The organism is Desulfobaculum sp., from assembly GCF_054921475.1.
The window spans coordinates 23,431-39,242 of the sequence record NZ_JBUDSW010000001.1 but is presented as its reverse complement, the minus strand read 5'-3'; the positions used below and the strand labels follow the sequence as shown (position 1 = coordinate 39,242).

Genomic DNA, 15,812 nt, shown 5'->3' with positions numbered 1-15,812 from the left:
CACAACCTACTCCAGGAGCCACGAAGACTGGGCAGGATATGTTTCAGTCTACGAACCGGCCATGGACCCTGCTGTATACAAGTTCAAGTGCCGCAAATGCGGAAAACTTTTGTATTATATGGACTTCTTGTAACGAGACGCAGCACACAAAACCCGCCCCCGCAGGACACATCCTGCGGGGGCGGGTTCGTTGGCGCTGCGGCCCGCGTGGTGCGGGGCTGGCATGGGCGCGCGGTGGCCTGATTGAACGCTCCGGCGAGCCGCGCGTGCGGGGCCTTTTCGGGCCGCACCAAAACAAAAAGCCCCGGCACACTGCCGGGGCTTTTCCGCAAAATTCCTGTGCGCGGCACGCACCAGGCAATCCGCGCTACTTCACGGGCTTGGTCACTTTGCCGGAACGGATGCAACGGGTGCACACGTTGGCGCGCTTGACTTCGCCGCTGTCGAGCTGGACACGGATTTTCTGCAGGTTGGGATTGAAGCGACGCTTGGTCTTGTTGTGCGCGTGGCTCACATTGTTTCCAACCTGGGGCTTCTTGCCGCAGACTTCACAAAACTGACTCATGGGAGACCTCCTCAAAATCCACTATTTCACGGCGGTTAGCGCAGATAATTCGCACCGCCCAAGTGATCTTACTCGATTTCTACCGCAGGAGCGAGTACGATTCACTCACACGGAATTTGCCCCTTTATCCCTTCCCGTGGCAAAATGCAAGCGCTTTAGCCTTGACAACGTGAAATATTCACATATAGAGAATGCCCCTTGTGAGGAATACATGAGCAAGTTTATGATCAATACAGTCGACATCCCGGCCGAGGGCCGGGAATTTACTTTCACGGACCCTACACTGTGGTCCGGGCAATGGGAAGCCTGCGGCATGAAGGTTGCCGTGGTGGAGCCTTTGGAAGGTCGGCTGCGGGTTCTCCCGCAAGGCCCCAAGTCCTGTGTCATTCAGGGCAGCGTTACCGGCCGGGTATCCATCCCGTGCGACCGCTGCATGGAGCGAGCCGTTGTCGACGTGGAGCAGGATTTCGACATCTATGAAGAAATCGGCGACACGGACGAAACGGACGAACCCCGCATGCGCGAGGAGGGCGGCATCGTTGTCCTTGACGCGGGGGCCATCCTCTGGGAACAATTCGTGCTTGCCCTTCCGGTCAAGCCCCTGTGCTCGCCCGAGTGCAAAGGTCTGTGCCCCCAGTGCGGCATAAACCTCAACACCGGCGAGTGCTCCTGCGAAAGCGAAAGCGGCGACCCCCGCATGGCTGCCCTGCGCGGCCTGAAGGTCCCGGACCGGAACAAGCAATAATACACGGATGTCACCGCCCCCTTCAGGGCGGCGAACATACATCACACAAAACGAGGTAGACGAAAATGGCAGTCCCCAAAAAGAAAACGTCCAAGTCCAAGCGCGGCATGCGTCGCTCTCACGACAAGGTTTCCGTTCCTAACGTGATTTACTGCGAGTGCGGTGAGCCGGCCCTGCCCCACCGTGCCTGCAACAAGTGCGGCGCCTACAAAGGCAAGCAGATGCTTTTTAAGGATGAAGCCTAACATCAAGCCGCGCATCGCCGTTGACGCCATGGGCGGCGACAACGGACCCAGCATCGTCGTCCCCGGCGCTGTCCGGGCCGCGAGGGAACATGACCTTGCCGTCATCCTCGTTGGCGACGAGTCGACGATCAGCAATGAGCTGTACCGACTCGATACCTCCGGACTGGACGTTACCGTCGTCCACGCCGGGGACGTCGCTGAGATGCATGAAAAGCCCTCCGAAATCCTCCGACGCAAGAAGGACACCTCCATTCAGGTGGCCTGCCGCCTCGTCAAGGATGGCGAAGCCGATGGCGTAGTCAGTGCCGGACACTCCGGCGCCACCTCCGCCTGCGGCATGTTCGTCATTGGGCGTGTGCGGGGCGTGAAGCGTCCGGCCTTCGCCAGCGTTCTTCCCACCGTCAAAAAGCCCATGGTCCTGCTGGACGTTGGGGCAAATGTGGACTCCAAACCGCTGCACCTGTTCCAGTTTGGCATCATGGGCGAAGTCTTCGCCCGCGACGTGCTGGGCTACGGCAAGCCGCGGGTGGGCCTGATGTCCATTGGCGAGGAGGAAGGCAAAGGCAACACGCAGGTCAAAGAGACCTACGACATGCTCAAGGCCACTTCCATGGCCTTTCAGGGCAATGTGGAAGGACGCGACGTCTTCACCGGCGACGTGGACGTCGTGGTTTGCGACGGCTTCGTCGGCAATGTTGCGCTGAAGCTTTCGGAAGGGCTTGCCATAAGCCTTGGCAAAGTCCTCAAACGCGAACTGCTCGGCAGCTGGCTGGGCCGCCTTGGCGCCTTTTTGGCCAAGGGCCGCCTGCGCCGCTTCGCCAAGTTCGTGGACTACGCCGAATATGGCGGTGCCCCCATCCTTGGGCTGAACGGCATCGTCATCGTCTGCCATGGCGCCTCCAACGAAAAGGCCATCACCAATGCGGTAAAGATGGCCGGCCAATTCGTCTCCAGCGGCGCCAACGACCATATCAAGGAAGAATTGCAGTCCAATAGCGACTTCGGCGCCTGCGCCTAGCATCCCCCTTCCTCGCAGCACCCGGCCATGGCCCGGTATTGCGGCGATCACGCGGCACACTCAACGATTGATAGAGCAATGACCACCAAAGCATATATCCACGGACTCGGCTTCCACGTCCCCGAAAAGGTTCTAACCAACGCGGACATGGAACACATCGTCGATACATCCGACGAATGGATCACTTCGCGCACCGGCATCCGGCAGCGCCACGTCGTTGCCGAAGGCGAGTGCGCATCCGACCTTGCCGCCGAGGCTTCGCGCACCGCGCTGGCCAAGGCCGGCGTTGCCGCCGAAGACCTCACCCACGTCATCTGCGCCTCCTGCACCCCCGACGCCTACTGCCCCAGCGCGGCCACCCAGCTGGAGCACAAGATTGGCGCGGCGGGCTGCATGGCCTTTGACGTCAATGCGGCCTGCTCCGGCTTTCTGTACGCCCTGCAAACCTCCCGCGCCATGCTGGCCCTCGACCCCGAGGCCAAGGTGCTTGCCTGCGCCGCCGAGGTCATGACCTCGCGCGTCAACTGGCAGGACCGCACCACCTGTGTGCTGTTCGGCGACGGTGCGGGCGCGGCGGTCATCACCGCCGACAAGGGCGACGACGGCGTCGAACTTGTGGACGCACTGCTTGAGTCCGACGGCCAGTATGGTGACCTGCTCACCATTTCCGGCGGCGGCTCCAGCAACCCGTACACCCTCGGCCACACGGTGGATGACAGCCATTTCATCCGCATGCAGGGCCGCGAAGTGTTCAAGGTTGCCGTGCGCAGCATGACGGACGTCTGCCAGCGCCTGCTGGCCCAGAATGACCTCACCACCGACGACGTGGACCTGCTTGTGCCCCATCAGGCCAACAGCCGCATCATCGAAGCCGTGGGCAAAAAGCTGGGCATCGAGCGCGAGCGCGTCTACTTCAACGTCCAAAACTACGGCAATACGTCCGCAGCCAGCGTGGGCATCGCCCTCGCCGAGGCCGTGGACAACGGCGACATCACCCCAGGGCAGACCGTGCTCGTCACCACCTTTGGCGGCGGTTTTACTTGGGCGGCATTCCTGTTGCGGTTCTAGGCCGCACTTTTTTTCCTACAAAAGAGTGCGTACGCAATTCGGAAGCCAAACCCCTTGAATCGCGGGGCTTTCTTCGAGAGCCTCAAGGTTGAAGTCCAGACGGAATTGAGCTACATACTCAGGTTCGGTTCCCAACCCGGAACAAGAGGAAGATTGAAAGCATGAGCGATCTCATAAAAACAGCGCTCGTCACCGGCGGCTCGCGCGGAATTGGCAAGGCCTGCGCCTTGCGTCTGGCCCGCGAAGGCTATCAGGTGTACCTGACCTACGTCAGCCGCCCTGAAGAAGCCGAAGCCGTCGTCAGCGAGATCAAGGCGGGCGGCTCCTCCGCCCGGGCGTTCCAGCTCGACAGCTCCGACCGCGACGCCGTGGCCACGTTCTTCAAGGAGAACATCAAAGGCCAGGTGGACCTTGCGGCGCTGGTGAACAACGCCGGTCTTACCCGCGACGGTCTGCTCATCCGCATGAAAGATGCGGACTGGGACCGCGTGCTGGACGTCAATCTCACCGGTGCCTTCACCTGCCTGCGCGAAGCGGCCAAAATCATGGTCCGCCAGCGCTCTGGCCGTATCGTCAACATGGCTTCCGTGGTGGGCCTTGCCGGCAATGCCGGGCAGGCCAACTATGTGGCGTCCAAGGCGGGCCTCATTGGCCTGACCAAAACCGCCGCGCAGGAGCTGGCCTCCCGCGGTGTGACGGTCAACGCCGTCGCCCCCGGTTTTGTCACCACGGACATGACTGCCGACCTTCCCGAACAGGTCCTCGAATCCTTCAAGACGCAGATTCCCATGCAGCGTCCCGGCTCCGCCGAGGACATCGCTGGCGCTGTCGCCTTCCTGGTGTCGGACGATGCGTCCTACATCACGGGTCAGGTTCTGTCCGTGAACGGCGGAATGCACATGTAGTTGGCTGATACACAGCTACCCCAAACACGAACTCACTGCCCATCGGGCAAACAAACTCATTGGAGGGCAATATGTCCGTTGAAGCAAAGATCAAAGAAATCATCGTTGACCAGCTGGGCGTTTCCGCCGACGAAGTAAAGAACGAAGCTTCCTTCGTGGAAGACCTGGGCGCCGACTCCCTCGACCTCACCGAGCTGATCATGGCCATGGAAGAGGAATTCGGCACCGAGATCGACGACGACGAAGCCCAGAAGCTCGTCAAGGTGCAGGACGCCATCGACTACATCTCCAAGCATCAGTAGGCCCTGCCCTGCTGCTTCCGATATCGACACCGAAGCGTCTTGCGGCTCCTTGTGGGCCTCAAGGCGCTTTGGCTTTTCCCACAAGCGCGCCATCGGCGCATCCCCGACCGATATGAGGCGAGGAGCAATGAAAAGAAAAAGAGTTGTCGTAACTGGCCTGTCGGCCATTACTCCCATCGGCAACGACGTCCACTCCAGCTGGGAGAACCTCGTGGCCGGCGTGTCGGGCATCTGCCCCGTCACCCAGTTTGACGCCACGGACTACGCCACGCGCATCGCTGGCGAAGTGAAGGGATTCGATCCCAAAGAGTTCATGCCCGCCAAGCAGGCACGCCGGATGGAGCGGTTCACGCAGTTTGCCGTGGCTGCTTCCCAGCAGCTGCTGCAGGACGCCGATTGGAGCATTCCCGAGGACGAAGCCCACAGGGTTGGCGTCAATCTCGGTTGTGGCCTTGGCGGTCTGCACACCATCGAGACCACTCATGAAAAGTTGCTGAAGGGCGGCCCCCGCAAGGTTTCCCCCTTCTTCATCCCCATTGTCATCGCCAACATGGCTCCGGGCATGGTGTCCATTGAGGTCGGCGCAAAGGGCCCCAACCTTGCGTCCACGTCCGCATGTGCCTCCGGCACGCACGGCATCGGCTACGCCTTCAGCGAAATTCTGCTGGGCCGCGCGGACGCCATGATCTGCGGCGGTGTGGAATCCACCATCACCCGTTTGGGCTTTGGCGGCTTCTGCTCCCTCAAGGCGCTGAGCACCCGCAACGACGAGCCGGAAAAGGCCTCCCGTCCCTTCGACGCGGACCGCGACGGCTTTGTCATGGGTGAGGGCTGCGGCATGCTGCTGCTGGAGGACTACGACCACGCCAAGGCGCGTGGCGCCAAGATCTACGCCGAGATCGTCGGCTTTGGCGCCTCCGGCGATGCCTTCCACATGACCGCCCCGGAAGAGGACGGCTCCGGCATGGCCATCGCCATGCGGGCCGCGCTGGACGACGCAGGGCTCGCCCCCGAGGACGTGGACCACATCAACGCCCACGGCACCTCCACGCACCTGAACGACCTGTGCGAAACCCGCGCCATCAAGCAGACCTTTGGCGAGCACGCCAAAAACATCGCCATCTCCGCCAACAAGTCCATGATCGGCCACCTGCTGGGTGCCGCTGGCGGCGTTGAGGGCGTGTTCTCCGTGCTGGCCCTGCATCACGGCGTGGTGCCCGGCACCACCAACCTTGAGAACCCCGGTGAAGAGTGCGATCTGGACTACACCGCCAACGGCTCCGTGGAGCGGCAGTGCGAATACGCCATGTCCAACTCCTTCGGCTTCGGCGGCACCAACGCCAGCATCATCTTCAAGAAGTTCACCGATTAATATGGCGCTGGCCGGGCGGCACCTGCCCCCGGCCCGCCACACCACCATAAACCGGAAGGGTCGTCCCAATGGAAGAACTGCTGCTTCAGGACCGGGAAATCGCCAAGGCGCTTAACCTGGAAATCGATCGTCAGACCAGCAAGCTGGAACTCATCGCCTCCGAGAACTTCACCTCCCCGGCAGTCCGACAGGCCATGGGCAGCGTCCTCACGCACAAGTACGCTGAGGGCTACCCCGGCAAGCGCTACTACGGCGGCTGCGAATTCGTCGACATGGTCGAAGACCTCGCCCGCGACCGCGCCAAGGAAATCTTTGGTGCGGAGTATGCCAACGTTCAGCCGCACTCCGGCTCTCAGGCCAACATGGCGGCCTATTTCGGTTTTCTCGAACCCGGCGACACCATCATGGGCATGGACCTCTCCCACGGCGGTCACCTGACCCACGGCTCCCCGGTCAGCTTCTCCGGCAAGCTGTACAAGGTTGTCTCCTACGGCGTGGACAAGGAAACCGGCACCATCAATTATGACGAGGTGGAGCGCATCGCCCGCGAAAACTCCCCCAAGCTCATCATCGCCGGTGCCAGCGCCTACCCCCGCGTCATCGACTTTGCCCGCTTCCGCGCCATTGCCGACGCCGTCGGTGCCATGCTCATGGTGGACATGGCCCACATCGCCGGTCCCATTGCCGCTGGCCTGCACCCCTCGCCCATCGGCCATGCGCACATCACCACCACAACCACGCACAAAACCCTGCGCGGACCCCGTGGCGGCATGATCCTCTCCACCGAGGAATACGGCAAGAAGCTCAACTCCCAGATTTTCCCCGGCATCCAGGGCGGCCCGCTGATGCACGTCATCGCGGCCAAGGCCGTGGCCTTTGCCGAAGCCTTAAAGCCCGGCTTCAAGGACTATCAGGCCCAGACGCTGAAAAACTGCGCCGCCCTCGGCACCACGCTGATGGACGCCGGGTACGACCTTGTCTCCGGCGGCACGGACAACCACCTCATCCTCGTGGACCTCACCAGCAAGGACATCACCGGCAAGGACGCGGAAATCGCGCTGGACAAGGCAGGCATCACCTGCAACAAGAACACCGTCCCGTTCGAGACCCGCTCTCCCTTCGTGACCTCCGGCATCCGTCTGGGCACCCCCGCCCTGACTACCCGCGGCATGAAGGAAGCCGACATCGCCAAGGTTGGCGGCTGGATTGTGGACGTGCTGCAGAACATTGAGAACGACACGCGCCTTGATGAAATCCGCAAGGACGTGGAGACCTTCTCGCGCCAGTTCCCGCTTTACGCGTGGTAACACCGACGGCATTCCGGGCGGGAGCCTGTCTCCCGCCCTCTCAATTTTGACCCGACACCACTGCCGCCCCGCGGCACGCGTGGGCGACTGACGCCCAATTTGAAAACTCGACTCGGCGGCACACCGCCGCCACCCGGATGCGCGCATGGAAAACCGAATCCCCTGGCCCGAATATTTCATGGGAATAACCTACATGGTTGCCGAACGCTCCACCTGCACCCGCCGCAAAGTCGGCGCCATTGCCGTGCGGGACAAGCGCATCCTTGCCACCGGATACACCGGTGCGCCCGCAAACATCTCCCATTGTCTCGACGTGGGCTGCCTGCGTGAGGAACTCGGCGTTCCCTCCGGCCAGCGCCACGAAATCTGCCGCGGCCTGCATGCGGAGCAAAACGTTATCGTTCAGGCCGCCATCCACGGCGTCAGCATCGCCGGTGCGGACATTTACTGCACCACCCAGCCCTGCCTCATTTGCGCCAAGATGCTCATCAACTGCGGCGTAAAGACCATCTATTTTGCCGAAGGCTACCCGGACGAACTGTCCGAGAATATGTTTGCCGAAGCGGGGGTGCGCCTTGAGCGTCTCGACTATCACCGCTAAGGACGCGGCGCGCTTTATGCGCCACGCCATCGCCTGCGCCAAGCGCGGGCGGCGGCACACCGCCCCCAACCCCACCGTTGGCGCCGTGCTGGTTCACGATGGCCGCATCGTAGCCGAGGGCTGGCACCAGAAATTCGGCGGCCTGCATGCCGAGCGCGAGTGCCTTGCCGACGCCCGCGCCAAAGGCGTGGACCCGGCCCAGTGCGCCATGTTCGTCACGCTGGAACCGTGCACCCACCACGGCAAGACCCCGCCCTGCTCCGACGCCATCCTTGAGGCGGGCATCCGCACACTGTTTGTTGGCGCGCTGGACCCCAACCCCATCGCCAAGGGCGGCGCGACCCTGCTGCGCGAGCACGGCCTTGACGTGCACACCGGCATCGAAACCCGCGCCTGCGAGGACCTTATCGCGGACTTCCGCGCATGGCAGACCACGGACCGCCCCTACGTCATCCTCAAGATGGCCGCCACCATCGACGGCAAAATCGCCACCCGCACCGGGCACTCCCAGTGGGTGAGCGGTCCCGAGTCGCGCCGCGCCGTGCATGAACTGCGCTCACGCGTGGACGCCGTCATCGTGGGCGGCGGCACCTTCCGCAAGGACAACCCGAGCCTCGACGTGCGCCTTGACGATGCCCCAAAGGACTTGCGCCAGCCGCTAGCCGTGGTTGTGACGGGCACCCTGCCCGCCGACCCCGAAAAATTTACCCTCACCACACGGCGCGCATCCGAGACGATTTTTTGGACCACCGAGGCCGCCGCAGCGTCCAGCGCCGCAGACGACCTGCGCGCAAGGGGCGCTCGCGTCTGGGGATTGCCCACGGACGACAGCGGCATCAGCGTGGACGCAGGGCTCGTCCGCCTGCGCAGCGAAGCCCGATGTTTGCGGGTGCTGTGCGAAGGCGGTGGAGGTTTGGCCTTGAGTTTCCTCGCGTCTGACCGTATTGACGAGTTCCGCCTCTTCCTCGCGCCCAAAATTCTGGGCGACGCAGAGGCGCGGCACCTGTTCACCGGCCGCAGCCCGCAGACCATGGATGAAGCCATCACCCTGCGCACGGCCGAATCCCGCCCTTGCGGCGCGGACACGCTCATTATTTACCGTCGGGAGGCGGACTGACATGTTTACCGGACTTGTCCAGACCACTGGAACCATCCGCTCCATCGAAGCGCGGGGCGGCGAATCGCGCCTTCGCGTTGAGATTCCCGCCGACTCGCTGCCCAACTTGGTCCTTGGCGAGAGCATTGCCGTCAACGGCGCATGCCTCACCGTGGAGACCTTTGGGCAGAACTGGTTTACGGCTTACGCTTCCGCCGAAACCCTCTCCCGCACCAATCTCGGCGACCTGACCACAGGCAGCATCGCCAATCTCGAACGCGCCCTCGCCCTCGGCGACCGGCTGGGCGGCCATCTCGTCAGCGGGCATGTGGATTGCCTTGCCAGCGTGTCGGCCGTCACCCCCGCAGGCCAGTCGCGCATCTACCGCCTCTCCTTCCCTTCGGAACATGGCGTCTACGTTATCGAAAAGGGCTCCGTGACCCTCGACGGCATCAGCCTGACGGTGAATGCCTGCGGCGCGGACTGGCTGGAAGTGAACATCATTCCTGAAACCCAGCGCGCCACAACCATTGCCAAATGGAAATCCGGCTATAGTGTCAACATGGAAACGGACTTGATAGGCAAGTACGTGCGTCGTATGGTCGCCCCCTGGACCGGCGATGACACGCCCCCGGATTCCGCTGACGGGGGCATCACAGAGGAATTCCTCCGCATGAACGGCTTTTAGCGACACCCACTACGGTGCCGCATGGCGTCCATGTGTGCCCGTCTGCCGAGACGCCACGGCGTCCCGCGATATATTCCAAAGAGGGAGCAACCATGCCCATTTGCACGGCTGAAGAAGCCATTGAAGAAATCCGAAAAGGCAAAATGATCATCCTCGTCGACGACGAGGACCGCGAGAATGAAGGCGACCTGACCATCGCCGCCGAATTTGCCACGCCCGAAGTCATCAACTTTATGGCCACCCATGGCCGCGGTCTCATCTGCCTGTCCATGGCCGAAGAGATGGTGGACCGTCTGGATCTGCCCATGATGACCCAGAAAAACGAGTCCGGCTTTGAGACGCCCTTCACGGTGTCCATCGAAGCCCGCCAAGGCGTGACCACCGGCATCTCCGCATATGACCGCTCCACCACCATCCTGACGGCCATCCGCGACGACGTCACCCCCGGCGACATCGTCACCCCCGGCCACGTCTTCCCCCTGCGCGCCAACCCCGGTGGGGTGCTGGTCCGCGCCGGACAGACCGAAGGCAGTGTGGACCTCGCCCGCCTTGCCGGCCTCAAGCCCGCAGGCGTGATTTGCGAAATCATGCGCGAGGACGGCAACATGGCCCGCATGCCCGACCTCAAGGAATTCGCGAAAAAGCACGACCTCAAAATCGCCACCATCCGCGACCTCATCGAATACCGCATGAAGTTCGGCAACCTTGCCGTGGACCGCGTGGCCGAGGCCAAAATGCCCACCTGCTTCGGCGGGGAATTCCGCGCCGTGGCCTTCTACTCCGAAGTGGACAAGAAGGAGCATCTGGCACTGGTGAAGGGCGACATCGAACCCGGCGAGCCCGTGCTTGTGCGCGTGCACTCCGAGTGCCTCACCGGCGATACCCTCGGCTCCATGCGCTGCGATTGCGGCGGCCAGCTCCAAACGGCGATGAATATGATCGCCGAAGAGGGCAAGGGCGTGCTGCTGTACATGCGTCAGGAGGGCCGCGGCATTGGCCTGTGCAATAAAATCAAAGCCTACGCCCTGCAGGACGAAGGCTATGACACCGTCGAAGCCAACCAGAAGCTGGGCTTTAAGCCCGACCTTCGGGACTACGGCATCGGCGCGCAGATTCTGGTAAGCCTCGGCGTGACCAAGATGAAGCTCATGACCAACAACCCCAAAAAGATCGTGGGCCTTGAGGGCTACGGGCTTGAGGTTGTGGACCGTGTGCCCATCGAAATGAAGTCCTGCCAGTGGAACTACCACTATCTGGAGACCAAAAAGCAGAAGATGGGGCACATGCTCCATCTCGACGACGAGGAATAACGGCCGGTGGCCCCCCAGCGGGGCCACCCTCCATCATATTTTCCATTTCGCAAGGAGATGCACATGTACCACATCAAGACCATTGAAGGGCAGTATCAGGCACAGGGCCTCAAGTTCGCCATCGTCGCCAGCCGCTTCAACGACTTCATCGTGGACCGCCTCATCGGCGGCGCGGTGGACTACATCGGCCGCAACGGCGGATCCAAGGACGACCTGACCCTCGTCAAGGTGCCCGGCGCCTACGAGATGCCCCTCGTGGCCCGCAAGCTGGCGGCGTCCGGCAAGTATGACGGCGTGATCTGTCTTGGCGCTGTCATCCGCGGTGCAACGCCCCACTTTGACTACGTGTGCGCCGAGTGCGCCAAGGGCGTGGCTCAGGTCTCTCTGGAGACCAACGTGCCCATCGGCTTCGGCCTCCTGACCACCGATACCCTCGAACAGGCCATCGAACGTGCCGGCAGCAAAGCTGGCAACAAGGGCGTGGAAGCCGCTTCCGCCACCCTCGAGATGGTCCGCGTTCTGGAGCAGATTTAATCCATGTCCGATACCAAAAAAGGCAGCCGACGGGGTGGCCGTAGGCGCGCGTTTGAAGTCCTCTATAGCCTCAACTTCAATGAAGTGACGGCCATGGACCAGCTGGAACGCGCCTTCACCCTGGCCCCGGCGCCCTCTGAAGAAGCAGCCGAACGCAACGCGACCGGCAGGAAGGAATTTGCATGGGAACTCGTCTCCGGTGTCTGGAAGAATAAAGAAGACATCGACAAGCGCATTGGCGAGTATTCCCAGCACTGGAAGCTATCGCGGATTGCCCGGATCGAACTGACGATCCTGCGTCTGGCCATGTACGAAATGCTCTACCTTGCCGATGTGCCCCTCAAGGTGGCCATCAACGAGGCTGTGGAGCTGGCCAAACGCTTCGGTGACGACAATTCCAAGAACTTCGTCAACGGCATCCTCGACGCCGTTGCCAAAGCTGTTGAAAATGGTCAACTTAGGGTTCATTAGGGACGCCAAACAGCGCCCTGCCGATACGCCGCGCGTCTACCTCAGACGCGCGGGCGCATCGCTTCATGAGGCACGCCCAACCATCTGTGCATGGTCGGACCGCGCCACGCAGCGCTATGAGCTGTGCTGGGAGGTTCCGTCAAACGCTGGGCGCGTGGCCGAATGGAGCAAAAGCATGGCGGACTCCATCCGCGACCTTGGCTGGAACGAGTGGTGGCTGGACCCCGGGTCCTTTTCCACCGCCCTCGGCCACTCGGTCACGGATGCCCTTGTCCTTTGGGGCAAGGCCTTCTGGCCGCACTACACGGCGGACAGCGTCGTCTACATCAAGATAGGCGACACCATGCGCGAAACCGCTTACGAGAGCGTACGCGCATGGCAAAAGGCGTTCCCCCATGTTGTCTTTGACAGCAGCTACGACATCGACCTGCGGGAACGGCAAGAGGCCGAAGCCCGGCGCAACGCCACGTTGCCCGAGCGCATGGCCGGCCTGTTCACCCGCATCCGCGAAAGATTGTAAAGGAAATTCAATGGCTGACTACGCTCCGGAATCCATCGAGTCCAAATGGCAAAAGCTCTGGGCCGACGAGAACATCTTCAAGACCGACATCGACCACGACAAGCCGAAGTACTACTGCCTTGAGATGTTCCCCTACCCGTCCGGCCGCATCCATATGGGGCACGTGCGCAACTACTCCATCGGCGACGTGGTTGCCCGCTTCAAGCGCATGCAGGGCTTTAACGTGCTGCACCCCATGGGCTGGGACGCCTTTGGCCTGCCCGCTGAAAATGCGGCCATGAAGCACGGCACCCACCCCGCCAAGTGGACCTATGAGAACATCGCCACCATGCGCACCCAGCTGAAACGGCTGGGCTATTCCTACGACTGGGACCGCGAGGTGGCCACCTGTCATCCCAAGTACTACAAGTGGGAACAGCAGTTCTTCATCAAGCTGTTTGAAAAGGGCCTCGTCTACCGCAAAAAGGCGCCCGTCAACTGGTGCCCCACCTGCAACACCGTGCTCGCCAACGAGCAGGTGGAAGAAGGCCTGTGCTGGCGCTGCGACTCCGTGGTGGAAAACCGCGAGCTGTCCCAGTGGTTCCTCAAGATTACGGACTACGCCGACGAGCTGCTGGAATACCTGGAAAAGCTCCCCGGCTGGCCCGAGCGCGTCAAGACCATGCAGCGCAACTGGATCGGCAAGAGCTACGGCTCCGAGCTGGAGTTTGAGGTGGAGGGTCTGGAGGACCGCATCGCCGTGTTCACCACCCGCCCCGACACCCTGTACGGCTCCACGTTCATGAGCCTTGCCGCCGAGCATCCCATGGTGGAACAGCTCATCGAGGGCAAGCCCGAAGCGGACGCCGTCCGCGCCTTTGTGGAAAAGGTCCGCGGCATGGACAAAATCCACCGCGGCTCCGACGACCTTGAAAAGGAAGGCGTGTTCACCGGCGCGTACTGCGTGAATCCGGTCACCGGCAAACGCGTGCCCATCTACGTGGCCAACTTCGTGCTCATGGACTACGGCACCGGCGCGGTTATGGCCGTGCCCGCCCACGACCAGCGCGACTTTGAGTTTGCCCGCAAGTACGACCTGCCCATGACCGTGGTCATCCAGCCCGAGGGCGAAACCCTCGACCCGGCCGCCATGACCGAGGCGTACACCGAGCCCGGACTCCTCGTGAACTCCGAGCGCTTCGACGGCATGCCCAACGAGGACGCCAAGCTGGCCATTACCGATTACCTCGCCGAGACGGGCCGCGGCCGCAAGACCGTGAACTACCGCCTGCGCGACTGGAACATCTCGCGTCAGCGCTTCTGGGGCGCCCCCATCCCCATGATTTACTGCGACACCTGCGGCATTGTCCCCGTCCCCGAGGACCAGCTGCCCGTGACCCTGCCCGAGGACGTGCAGACGCGCCCCGACGGCCGCAGCCCGCTGCCCGAGACGCCCGAATTCTTCGACACCACCTGCCCCGTATGCGGCGGCAAGGCGCACCGCGAAACCGACACCATGGACACCTTCATGGAATCGTCGTGGTACTTCCTGCGCTACGCCAGCCCCCGCGACGACGAGCAGGGTCTGGACCGCGAAGCCGTCAAGTACTGGCTGCCCGTTGACCAGTACATCGGCGGCATTGAGCACGCCATTTTGCACCTGCTCTACTCGCGCTTCTACGTGAAGGCGCTGCGCGATGAACAGCTCATCGACATCGACGAGCCCTTTGACAACCTGCTCACGCAGGGCATGGTGCTCCTTGATGGGTCCAAGATGTCCAAGTCCAAGGGCAACATCGTGGACCCCGACGAGATGATCGCCAAATACGGTGCGGACACCGTGCGCCTGTTCTGCCTGTTTGCCGCGCCGCCGGAAAAGGATCTGGAATGGAGCGACACCGGCATTGAAGGCTCCGCCCGCTTTATCAAGCGCGTGTGGCGTCTGGTGGAAGACCTTGGCGGGTCCCTCTCCCCGGTTGGTCCCTGCGCCGCGCTGGACGTATCCGGCAAGGCCAAGGAGCTGCGCCGCAAGGAGCACGAGACCGTCAAGAAGGTCACCCACGACGTGGTGACGCACTTCCAGTTCAACACCGCCATCGCCGCTGTGATGGAGCTGGTGAACACCATGTACCAGCTCCGGGACGAGCTGGTCGGCACCGAAGAAGGCACGAAAGCGCTTTCCTCCGCCGTGAGCACCGCCCTGACCCTGCTCTCCCCGGTTGCCCCGCACGTGTGCGAGGAACTGTGGCAGCAGATGGGCTACACCACGCACCTTGCCGTCCAGCCTTGGCCCGAGCACGATGAAAAGGCACTGGCCCGCGACGAAGTCACCGTCGTGGTTCAGGTCAACGGCAAGCTCCGCGGCCGCCTGACGGTTTCCACCTCCGCCCCCAAGGACGAAGTGGAAAAGGCCGCCCTCGCCGAGCAAAACGTCGCCAAGCACATTGAGGGTAAAACCGTGCGCAAGGTGATTGTGGTGCCCGGTAAACTGGTCAACATTGTGGTGGGATAAATGCGATACCTGCGCGCGATTCTCCCGGCTGTTGTTCTGGCTCTCGTCCTTTCGGGCTGCGGCTACCGCCTGCCCGACGACGAGGCGCCCCTTGTGCTTGATGCCTCGCACCGCGCCCTGTGCATCCGCAGTGTGGAGAACCCCACGCTGAAACCGTGGCTGGAAAGCCTGCTCCGCGCCGAAGTGCGCGACGAACTGACCCGCCGCGGCAGCATCGTGTGGACGTCCGCCAAGGACGCCACGGCAGACATGCACATCACAGTCTCGTCCTTCCGTTCCGATGCGTCGCTGACGGACTCCGACGATGAAACCGTGAAATCCAGCGCCAACATCAACATGCAGGCACGAATCGTGAGCAGGGCCGATGGCTCGGAGCTGTGGAACTCCGGTACCGTCAGCGCCAGCCAGTCCTTCACCACCAACAGGGACGCCGCAGAGCGCCGGGTGGTCTCCTTGGCCGTCCGCCGCCTCGCAGACAGGCTGTCCCAGGCCTACTAGGCCCTATTGCCAGACGATACGAGCCGCACCGGCGCGCCTGCGCGCCGGTGCGGCTTCATGCATCAACGCCACGGTA

The 15,812-nt window shown here is 62.4% G+C and carries 18 protein-coding genes; 17 read left to right on the top strand and 1 reads right to left on the bottom strand.

Features of this window, described 5'->3' with window-relative positions; genetic code table 11:
- Positions 1–367 precede the first annotated feature (367 nt).
- Positions 368–565 (bottom strand): 50S ribosomal protein L28, encoded by a 198-nt coding sequence (gene rpmB / locus ACY69P_RS00200; protein ID WP_459897920.1) that lies wholly within the window; start codon positions 563–565, stop codon positions 368–370.
- Between the two features lie 211 nt (positions 566–776).
- Here rpmB and ACY69P_RS00195 point away from each other — a divergent pair, with 211 nt between their 5' ends.
- The 17 genes from ACY69P_RS00195 (at position 777) to lptE (ending at position 15,736) form a co-directional block, all read left to right on the top strand.
- Entirely contained in the window at positions 777–1,310 is a 534-nt protein-coding gene (locus ACY69P_RS00195) for a YceD family protein (RefSeq protein ID WP_462326175.1), read from the top strand.
- A gap of 65 nt (positions 1,311–1,375) precedes the next feature.
- Positions 1,376–1,555: a 50S ribosomal protein L32 gene (gene rpmF / locus ACY69P_RS00190; RefSeq protein WP_404845734.1), complete on the top strand. Its 180-nt coding sequence runs from the start codon at positions 1,376–1,378 to the stop codon at positions 1,553–1,555.
- Positions 1,545–2,573, top strand: a complete 1,029-nt coding sequence (plsX, locus tag ACY69P_RS00185; RefSeq protein ID WP_404845733.1) for a phosphate acyltransferase PlsX — start codon at positions 1,545–1,547, stop codon at positions 2,571–2,573. Before rpmF ends, plsX begins: the two co-directional genes overlap by 11 nt.
- Before the next feature lie 78 nt (positions 2,574–2,651).
- Complete coding sequence (locus ACY69P_RS00180) at positions 2,652–3,641, top strand: beta-ketoacyl-ACP synthase III (protein ID WP_404845732.1); 990 nt, start codon at positions 2,652–2,654, stop codon at positions 3,639–3,641.
- 161 nt (positions 3,642–3,802) lie between these two features.
- Positions 3,803–4,546 carry a 3-oxoacyl-[acyl-carrier-protein] reductase gene (gene fabG / locus ACY69P_RS00175; RefSeq protein ID WP_459897914.1) on the top strand — a complete coding sequence of 248 codons (744 nt, stop codon included), beginning with the start codon at positions 3,803–3,805 and terminating at the stop codon, positions 4,544–4,546.
- A gap of 71 nt (positions 4,547–4,617) precedes the next feature.
- On the top strand, positions 4,618–4,848 hold the full coding sequence (gene acpP / locus ACY69P_RS00170) for an acyl carrier protein (protein ID WP_404845730.1): 231 nt from the start codon (positions 4,618–4,620) through the stop codon (positions 4,846–4,848).
- Between the two features lie 127 nt (positions 4,849–4,975).
- Positions 4,976–6,220, top strand: a complete 1,245-nt coding sequence (gene fabF, locus ACY69P_RS00165) for a beta-ketoacyl-ACP synthase II (RefSeq protein ID WP_462326174.1) — start codon at positions 4,976–4,978, stop codon at positions 6,218–6,220.
- A 68-nt stretch (positions 6,221–6,288) separates the two neighbouring features.
- Positions 6,289–7,527 (top strand): serine hydroxymethyltransferase, encoded by a 1,239-nt coding sequence (gene glyA / locus ACY69P_RS00160; RefSeq protein WP_462326173.1) that lies wholly within the window; start codon positions 6,289–6,291, stop codon positions 7,525–7,527.
- A gap of 145 nt (positions 7,528–7,672) precedes the next feature.
- Positions 7,673–8,128 carry a deoxycytidylate deaminase gene (locus ACY69P_RS00155; RefSeq protein ID WP_462326172.1) on the top strand — a complete coding sequence of 152 codons (456 nt, stop codon included), beginning with the start codon at positions 7,673–7,675 and terminating at the stop codon, positions 8,126–8,128.
- Positions 8,103–9,245: a bifunctional diaminohydroxyphosphoribosylaminopyrimidine deaminase/5-amino-6-(5-phosphoribosylamino)uracil reductase RibD gene (ribD, locus tag ACY69P_RS00150; RefSeq protein WP_462326171.1), complete on the top strand. Its 1,143-nt coding sequence runs from the start codon at positions 8,103–8,105 to the stop codon at positions 9,243–9,245. The genes ACY69P_RS00155 and ribD overlap by 26 nt, the downstream gene beginning before the upstream one ends.
- Position 9,246: 1 nt before the next feature.
- On the top strand, positions 9,247–9,912 hold the full coding sequence (locus ACY69P_RS00145) for a riboflavin synthase (protein ID WP_459897908.1): 666 nt from the start codon (positions 9,247–9,249) through the stop codon (positions 9,910–9,912).
- A 92-nt stretch (positions 9,913–10,004) separates the two neighbouring features.
- A complete protein-coding gene (locus ACY69P_RS00140) occupies positions 10,005–11,222 on the top strand; it encodes a bifunctional 3,4-dihydroxy-2-butanone-4-phosphate synthase/GTP cyclohydrolase II (RefSeq protein ID WP_404845725.1) in 1,218 nt (405 codons plus the stop codon).
- A gap of 63 nt (positions 11,223–11,285) precedes the next feature.
- Positions 11,286–11,756 carry a 6,7-dimethyl-8-ribityllumazine synthase gene (ribH, locus tag ACY69P_RS00135; RefSeq protein ID WP_459897906.1) on the top strand — a complete coding sequence of 157 codons (471 nt, stop codon included), beginning with the start codon at positions 11,286–11,288 and terminating at the stop codon, positions 11,754–11,756.
- A 3-nt stretch (positions 11,757–11,759) separates the two neighbouring features.
- Complete coding sequence (gene nusB, locus ACY69P_RS00130) at positions 11,760–12,227, top strand: transcription antitermination factor NusB (protein WP_459897904.1); 468 nt, start codon at positions 11,760–11,762, stop codon at positions 12,225–12,227.
- Positions 12,205–12,747: a hypothetical protein gene (locus tag ACY69P_RS00125; protein ID WP_459897902.1), complete on the top strand. Its 543-nt coding sequence runs from the start codon at positions 12,205–12,207 to the stop codon at positions 12,745–12,747. Before nusB ends, ACY69P_RS00125 begins: the two co-directional genes overlap by 23 nt.
- A gap of 10 nt (positions 12,748–12,757) precedes the next feature.
- Entirely contained in the window at positions 12,758–15,238 is a 2,481-nt protein-coding gene (gene leuS, locus ACY69P_RS00120; RefSeq protein ID WP_462326170.1) for a leucine--tRNA ligase, read from the top strand.
- Positions 15,239–15,736, top strand: a complete 498-nt coding sequence (gene lptE, locus ACY69P_RS00115; RefSeq protein WP_404845720.1) for an LPS assembly lipoprotein LptE — start codon at positions 15,239–15,241, stop codon at positions 15,734–15,736.
- The last annotated feature ends 76 nt before the right edge of the window (positions 15,737–15,812 follow it).

Bases quoted from the DNA above. Each gene is read 5' to 3' on its own strand.
- nusB (WP_459897904.1), top strand. From the start codon at position 11,760: ATGTCCGATACCAAAAAAGGCAGCCGACGGGGTGGCCGTAGGCGCGCG.
- rpmF (WP_404845734.1), top strand. From the start codon at position 1,376: ATGGCAGTCCCCAAAAAGAAAACGTCCAAGTCCAAGCGCGGCATGCGT.
- ribH (WP_459897906.1), top strand. From the start codon at position 11,286: ATGTACCACATCAAGACCATTGAAGGGCAGTATCAGGCACAGGGCCTC.
- ACY69P_RS00180 (WP_404845732.1), top strand. From the start codon at position 2,652: ATGACCACCAAAGCATATATCCACGGACTCGGCTTCCACGTCCCCGAA.
- ACY69P_RS00195 (WP_462326175.1), top strand. From the start codon at position 777: ATGAGCAAGTTTATGATCAATACAGTCGACATCCCGGCCGAGGGCCGG.
- lptE (WP_404845720.1), top strand. From the start codon at position 15,239: ATGCGATACCTGCGCGCGATTCTCCCGGCTGTTGTTCTGGCTCTCGTC.
- ACY69P_RS00155 (WP_462326172.1), top strand. From the start codon at position 7,673: ATGGAAAACCGAATCCCCTGGCCCGAATATTTCATGGGAATAACCTAC.
- acpP (WP_404845730.1), top strand. From the start codon at position 4,618: ATGTCCGTTGAAGCAAAGATCAAAGAAATCATCGTTGACCAGCTGGGC.
- glyA (WP_462326173.1), top strand. From the start codon at position 6,289: ATGGAAGAACTGCTGCTTCAGGACCGGGAAATCGCCAAGGCGCTTAAC.
- ACY69P_RS00125 (WP_459897902.1), top strand. From the start codon at position 12,205: ATGGTCAACTTAGGGTTCATTAGGGACGCCAAACAGCGCCCTGCCGAT.
- ACY69P_RS00140 (WP_404845725.1), top strand. From the start codon at position 10,005: ATGCCCATTTGCACGGCTGAAGAAGCCATTGAAGAAATCCGAAAAGGC.
- rpmB (WP_459897920.1), bottom strand. From the start codon at position 565: ATGAGTCAGTTTTGTGAAGTCTGCGGCAAGAAGCCCCAGGTTGGAAAC.
- leuS (WP_462326170.1), top strand. From the start codon at position 12,758: ATGGCTGACTACGCTCCGGAATCCATCGAGTCCAAATGGCAAAAGCTC.
- ACY69P_RS00145 (WP_459897908.1), top strand. From the start codon at position 9,247: ATGTTTACCGGACTTGTCCAGACCACTGGAACCATCCGCTCCATCGAA.
- fabF (WP_462326174.1), top strand. From the start codon at position 4,976: ATGAAAAGAAAAAGAGTTGTCGTAACTGGCCTGTCGGCCATTACTCCC.
- plsX (WP_404845733.1), top strand. From the start codon at position 1,545: ATGAAGCCTAACATCAAGCCGCGCATCGCCGTTGACGCCATGGGCGGC.
- fabG (WP_459897914.1), top strand. From the start codon at position 3,803: ATGAGCGATCTCATAAAAACAGCGCTCGTCACCGGCGGCTCGCGCGGA.